Source organism: Neisseria sp. HMSC069H12, assembly GCF_001812735.1.
Classification (GTDB): domain Bacteria; phylum Pseudomonadota; class Gammaproteobacteria; order Burkholderiales; family Neisseriaceae; genus Neisseria; species Neisseria subflava.
Genome location: NZ_KV810292.1, coordinates 22,548 through 28,679, shown reverse-complemented (window position 1 = coordinate 28,679; position 6,132 = coordinate 22,548). Strand labels below are relative to the sequence as shown.

General features: G+C 52.8%; 3 protein-coding genes and 1 other RNA gene. 1 reads left to right on the top strand and 3 read right to left on the bottom strand.

The features are described from left to right. Window positions 1-79 precede the first annotated feature (79 nt). Window positions 80-3,913 carry a DUF3683 domain-containing protein gene (locus HMPREF2872_RS08760; protein WP_070632987.1) on the bottom strand — a complete coding sequence of 1,278 codons (3,834 nt, stop codon included), beginning with the start codon at window positions 3,911-3,913 and terminating at the stop codon, window positions 80-82. 260 nt (window positions 3,914-4,173) lie between these two features. Here HMPREF2872_RS08760 and ffs point away from each other — a divergent pair. Beyond that, an RNA gene (ffs, locus tag HMPREF2872_RS08755) (signal recognition particle sRNA small type) lies at window positions 4,174-4,270 on the top strand. Between the two features lie 117 nt (window positions 4,271-4,387). On the opposite strand, the gene HMPREF2872_RS08750 is transcribed toward ffs, so the two are convergent. Together HMPREF2872_RS08750 and HMPREF2872_RS08745 are read right to left on the bottom strand one after the other, a co-directional pair. After that, window positions 4,388-5,605 carry a uracil-xanthine permease family protein gene (locus tag HMPREF2872_RS08750; protein WP_070632985.1) on the bottom strand — a complete coding sequence of 406 codons (1,218 nt, stop codon included), beginning with the start codon at window positions 5,603-5,605 and terminating at the stop codon, window positions 4,388-4,390. A gap of 167 nt (window positions 5,606-5,772) precedes the next feature. Beyond that, window positions 5,773-6,084 carry a hypothetical protein gene (locus tag HMPREF2872_RS08745; protein WP_070632983.1) on the bottom strand — a complete coding sequence of 104 codons (312 nt, stop codon included), beginning with the start codon at window positions 6,082-6,084 and terminating at the stop codon, window positions 5,773-5,775. Between the last annotated feature and the right edge of the window lie 48 nt (window positions 6,085-6,132).

Here is a 6,132-nt window from a genome sequence, read left to right as displayed (position 1 = left end):
GGGGGATGTCCAACTTTTGGGGTGCAGTTCAATGGTTTCAGACGGCCTTTATTACAGCCAAAAGTTTTTGTCTAAGTCCTTAGAGCAATACTTTTTCTACACCGCCGTTATTGGCTTTTTTTACAAACTCGTCCAGCCAGTTTTCGCCGAGGATGTGTTTCGCCATTTCGATGACGATATAGTCTGCAGGCATATTGTTGTCGTCGGTGTAGCGGCTCAAGCCTTGCAGGCAGGCTGGGCAGGAGGTAAGCATTTTGACGGGTTCGCCCTGCGGCAGCTCTTTGAGGTTTTTCTCAATTTCCTCTTGTTTGCGGAACTTGACTTGGGTGGCGATGTCAGGCCGTTTGACGGCGAACATGCCGGATTCACCGCAGCAGCGGTCGCTTAGGACGACTTTCTGCCCCATGAGGCTGCTGGCCATTTGGGTGGCATTCATGGTTTTGATGGGCGTGTGGCAGGGGTCGTGGTAGAGGTATTGCTGACCTTTCACGCCGTTCAGTTGTACGCCTTTTTCGAGCAGGTATTCGTGGATGTCGATGATGCGGCAGCCGGGGAAGATTTCTTCGAAGCGGTATTTTTCGAGCTGGTCATAGCAGGTGCCGCAACTGACGACGACGGTTTTGATGTCGAGGTAGTTGAGGGTGTTCGCCATGCGGTGGAAGGCGACGCGGTTGTTGGTACTCATTTGTTCGGCTTTTGCCTTGTTGCCGCCCGCGTCCTGCGGATAGCCGCAACACATATAGCCGGGCGGCAGGACGGTTTGTACGCCGACGTACCAGAGCATGGCTTGGACGGCGAGTCCGATTTGGCTGAACAGGCGTTCGGAACCGCAGCCGGGGAAATAGAACACGGCTTCGGCATCTTCGGGCGCATCGGGGTTGCGGATGATGGGGATGCTTTTATCGTCTTCGATGCCGAGCATGGAGCGCGGTGTTTTGGCGGGCACGCTTTTGGGCAAAGGACGGTTGATGAAGTGGATGATTTGTTCTTTAACCGGGGTGGTGCCGACGGTGGCTTTGGGTTCGGCTTTTTGTTTTTTGGTGCCGACGGGCAGGATTTTGCCGATTTTGTAGGCGAAGTTCTGCGCGGGGAAGCCGGTCTGTATCATGGCGGCGCGCAGGGCTTTGATGGTTTTCGGGCCGGTAGCGTTCAAAAATGCCATGCCCATAGATGCGGCGGGTGCGAAGCGTTTGTGGCCGGAATCGGCAAGGTAGTTGCGGATGGCTACGGTTACATCGCCGAAGTCGATGTTGACGGGGCAGGGTTTGACGCAGCGGTGGCACACGGTGCAGTGGTCGCCGATGTCCATGAGTTCTTCAAAGTGTTTGATGGAAACGCCGCGGCGGGTTTGTTCTTCGTATAAGAAGGCTTCGGTCAAGAGCCCCACGCCGAGGATTTTGTTGCGCGGGCTGTACAGCAGATTGGCGCGCGGAACGTGGGTGGAGCAGACGGGTTTGCATTTGCCGCAGCGCAGGCAGTCTTTGACGGAATCGGCGATGGTGCCGAGGTCTGATTTTTCCATAATCAGCGATTCCGCGCCCAAAAGCTCGAAGGACGGCGTGTAGGCGTTGCGTAAGTCCGAACCTTTCATCAGTTTGTGACGGTTGAAGGTGTGCTTGGGATCGACTTGGTTTTTGTAGTCCCAAAACGGCTGCAAATCTTCATCGGTCAGAAATTCGAGCTTGGTGATGCCGATGCCGTGTTCGCCCGAAATCACGCCACCGAGCGAACGGGCAAGCTTCATGATGCGCTCGACCGAACGATAGGCCGTCTGAAGCATTTGGGCGTCGTCTGAATTGACGGGGATGTTGGTATGGACGTTGCCGTCGCCGGCGTGCATATGCAGGGCGACGAAGACTCTGCCGCGCACGGTTCTGGCGTGGATTTTGCCCAAACCTTCGATGATTTTGGTGTCGGTTTTGCCGCTGAAGATTTCGGCGAGCGGTTTCATTACGTCCTCTTTGACGGACACGCGCAGACGGAAGTCGCGGAATGCGGTGAAACAGCTCTCGTCGTCTTTGGCTTCGGGCGCGGCATGGACGGCTGCGCCGTAGCGGGCTTTGTAGTCGGCAAGCAGCGTGTCCAGATTGGCGAGCAACCAGTCCCAACGCGCTTTGACAGCGGAAACGTGGGCCAGGGCGTGTTTACCGCGTTCGCCCAACAGTTCGGCGGTCGGCAGGTCTGTTCCCATTTTGTCGATGGGGAGTTTGTCGGACAGATATTGCTCTAAGGCTGCACAGAGTTTGAGTTTGTTTTGGATGGAAAGCTCAATGTTGATGCGTTCGATGCCGTCTGAATACTCGCCGAGCCTTTCGAGTGGGATTACCACGTCTTCGTTGATTTTAAAGGCGTTTGTGTGTTTAGCAATGGCTGCGGTGCGGCTGCGGTCAAGCCAGAAGGTTTTACGGGCTTCGGGAGATATGGCGATAAAGCCTTCGCCATCGCGTGCGCGGGCAAGTTCGCAGATGTGTTCGGCGGCTGCCTGTACGGCTGCTTCGTCGTCGGAAACCACGTCTGCCAGCAAGACCATTTTAGGTCGGCCTTTGCCTGCTGCTTTGGTGGCATAACCGACGGCACGGACATAACGCCAGTCTAAATGCTCCAAACCGGCCAGTCGTACACTTTCATGGGCAAGCAAGAAGTCGCGGATTTCGACAATGGACGGCGTAGCGGTGGCGACCGTACCGAAAAACTCCATACACACAGTACGCGTGTATTTCGGCATTTTATGCAATACGAAGGCGACGCTGGTGATGATGCCGTCCGTGCCTTCTTTCTGCACGCCGGGCAGACCGCTCAAGAATTTGTCGGTAACGTCTTTGCCCAAACCGACTTTGCGGAATTTGTGACCGGGAATTTCCAAACGTTCGGTTTTAACGATGTTGATGCCGTCTGAATCCAGCGTGTGTACGTCGAACACGGCAATTTCTTCATCGTGGATTTTGCCGAAATTGTGGCGTACACGTTCGATAAGCAGCCATTCGCCCTGCGGGTTGACCATCTGCCAGTAGGCGAGGTTGTCCAACGCCGTACCCCACAACACGGCTTTTTTGCCGCCCGCGTTCATCGCCACATTGCCGCCCACGCAGGACGCGTCGGCGGAAGTCGGATCGACGGCGAACACCAAACCCGCCTGATGCGCGGTTTCTTCCACCCGCCGCGTTACCACACCCGCGCCGCAATGGATAATCGGATGTTTGCCGTCCAAGCCCGCCAGTTCTACAAATTCGACGCCACGATGCTTGTCGAGCTTTTCCGTATTGATGACCGCGCTGTTTGCATCCAAAGGCACGGCGCCGCCGGTATAACCCGTGCCACCGCCGCGCGGAATAATGACCAAATCCAGCTCGATTAAGGCGCGCACCAAAGGCGCGATTTCTGCCTCAGTGTCGGGATTGACGACGACAAACGGATATTCCACGCGCCAGTCGGTCGCATCGGTAACGTGCGTTACCCGCGCCAGCCCGTCGAACATAATATTGTGCGGCTTGGTGATTTTGCTCAAACGCTCCAAAATCTGCCGCCGCTTTTGGCGCGTTTCGTCAAAGCTGCCGTCAAAACGCTCGACCGCCTTTTCCGCCGCTGCGACCAATACATCGACTTGCGGATTGTCGTCGCGGCGTTTGCGGATTTCGTTCAACCGGTGGCGCATTTCCCGCACCAGCGCGGCGCGGCGTTTCGGATGCTCCAGCAAATCGTCGACCAGATACGGATTGCGCACGACCACCCAAATATCGCCCAACACTTCAAATAACATCCGTGCCGAACGCCCCGTCCTGCGCTGTCCGCGCAAGTCTTGCAGAATCTGCCACGCTTCATCGCCCAACAGTCGGATGACGATTTCGCGGTCGGTATAAGAAGTATAGTTATAGGGAATTTCTCGAATACGCTGAGGGGCAGTAGTCGTGGTCATGGTTGTGTTCCGTTGATGGATGTAATGTTTTTATATTAAAGGCCGTCTGAAAAATGCAATTTCTTCTTGATGGCGTAAAGTGTTAATGTAGTGTAATTTTCGATATTTTTCAACGGAAAAGACAATAAACATTCCAATGGGAATGATTTGCAACTAGGTAATATTGTTTACAATCTTGTCGTGTAAATGGTTTTCAGACGGCCTGATAGATTTTATCGCTTGAGTTTTTCTGTAAAACCGCTATAATGCGTTTCTTCTATGGCGGGTCTCCTCGCCTGGTAATTCGGAACAACGGGTCAGGGGCGGAAGCCAGCAGCCCACTCTGATGAGCCAGTGCCGGGGGTTCGGCTCGCCACCTTATTCAAAAATGCCGGAGATGGTTAAGTCTCCGGTATTTTTCATTGTATAAAGCGTAATAAAAAGGCCGTCTGAAATCTCATTTTCAGACGACCTTTGAGTTTATGAGCCAGCTATTTATGCTTCTTCTGATTTGGTATTGGGCAAAACGCAGTTCAGGATAATGGCCAATACGGCGCACAAACCTACACCGGCGAAGCTCAAAGTACCTACTTTGATAATCATGCCGCCGATACCGGTGGTCAATACGGAGCTGACGATAACCAGATTTTTCGGCTGCATCAAATCGACTTTCGCATCAATCAATGTTTTGATGCCCAAAGAGGCGATTGTACCGAACAGCAGCAACATAATACCGCCCATAACCGGCATGGGAATCGAAGCCAAAAACGCGTTAAATTTACCGAAAAACGCCATAAAAATTGCAAAAATTGCCGCCCAAGTCATGATGACGGGATTGCTGTTTTTGGTAATCATCACCGCGCCGGTTACTTCGCCGTAAGTGGTTACAGGAGGGCCGCCAATCAAACCGGCCACACACACGCCCAAGCCGTCGCCTGCGAGGGTTTTGTCCAAGCCTGGATCTTTGGTGTAGTTTTTGCCGGTTACATTACCGATGGCCATAATGCCGCCGATGTGTTCGATGGCCGGGGCAATGGCAACGGGCAACATAAACAAGGCAGCCTGCCAGTTGACTTGAGGCGTTTCAAAATGAGGGATCGCAAACCAAGGAGCGTTGATGATGGCGCTGGTATCGACCAGGCCCATGATTAAAGCCAACACATAGCCGGAAGCCACGCCGATCAGAATCGGAATCAGCTTCATCATTTTGCTGCCGAAGACAGAAACAATGACGGTTACCGCAAAGGTAAAGCCGGAGAGAATCAGCGAGTCGATATAGTCGATGACCTGTTTTCCATCTGCCTGACCCATGGCCATGCTGCTGGCTGCAGCGGCCACGGACAAGCCGATTACCATAATCACCGGGCCGATAACCACGGGCGGCAATAGCTTGTGTACCGCATCTAGACCACGCCATCTGATCAGCGCGGCAAAGACAAAGTACATGAAACCTGCCGCAAACAGGCCGAACATGGTAGAAGGCAGGCCCCATTCGCCGATGGAGTAGATAATCGGCGCAATAAAGGCAAAAGAAGAACCGAGGAAAATCGGCACTTTACGTTTGGTAACCAATTGGAACAACAAAGTGCCCAAGCCTGCGCCCAATAATGCTAAAGCTGGGTTCAGTCCCGTCAGTAGCGGTACAAGCACCATGGCACCGAATGCGACAAACAAAATCTGCGCACCGGCTACCGCTGTTTTAAGCTGGTTCATAAAAGCTCCGAAGAAAATTCAAACGGCGCAGATTATACTGATTTATCCTAGTCGTGAACATTTATTTACAAAAGGCCGTCTGAACAAACGTAATGAATACACCTGTTCAGACGGCCTTGTTCGATAGCGAATGGTTAATGACTTATTAAAATCGATTAGGAAAATTTTTAGCCGCGAGTTTCGCGCCAAACCAGATAATCGCGCAGGGGCGGCATGGGCGGATTGATGCAGTGCGGACAGATGCCGGTTGTATCTTCATCATCGCTGTCGATATGGTAGTCGTTTGGATCGAAGCGCACCTGCTGCATGACGGCTTGCGCCAAAGCCTGCGCCTGTACGACATCAAAGCGGAATTTTTCAAGGATTTCGTTTAATAGGCGGATTTCGCCGTCGCTGAAAGATTCGCTGTGTTTGACAATGAAGCGTTGATAATCTTCATTGCTGATTTTTTCGTGAAGTAAATCGGTCTGGATAGTCATGATTTTTATTGTTGAAATAAGATGGTCAAGATGCAGATTATAGCGGAT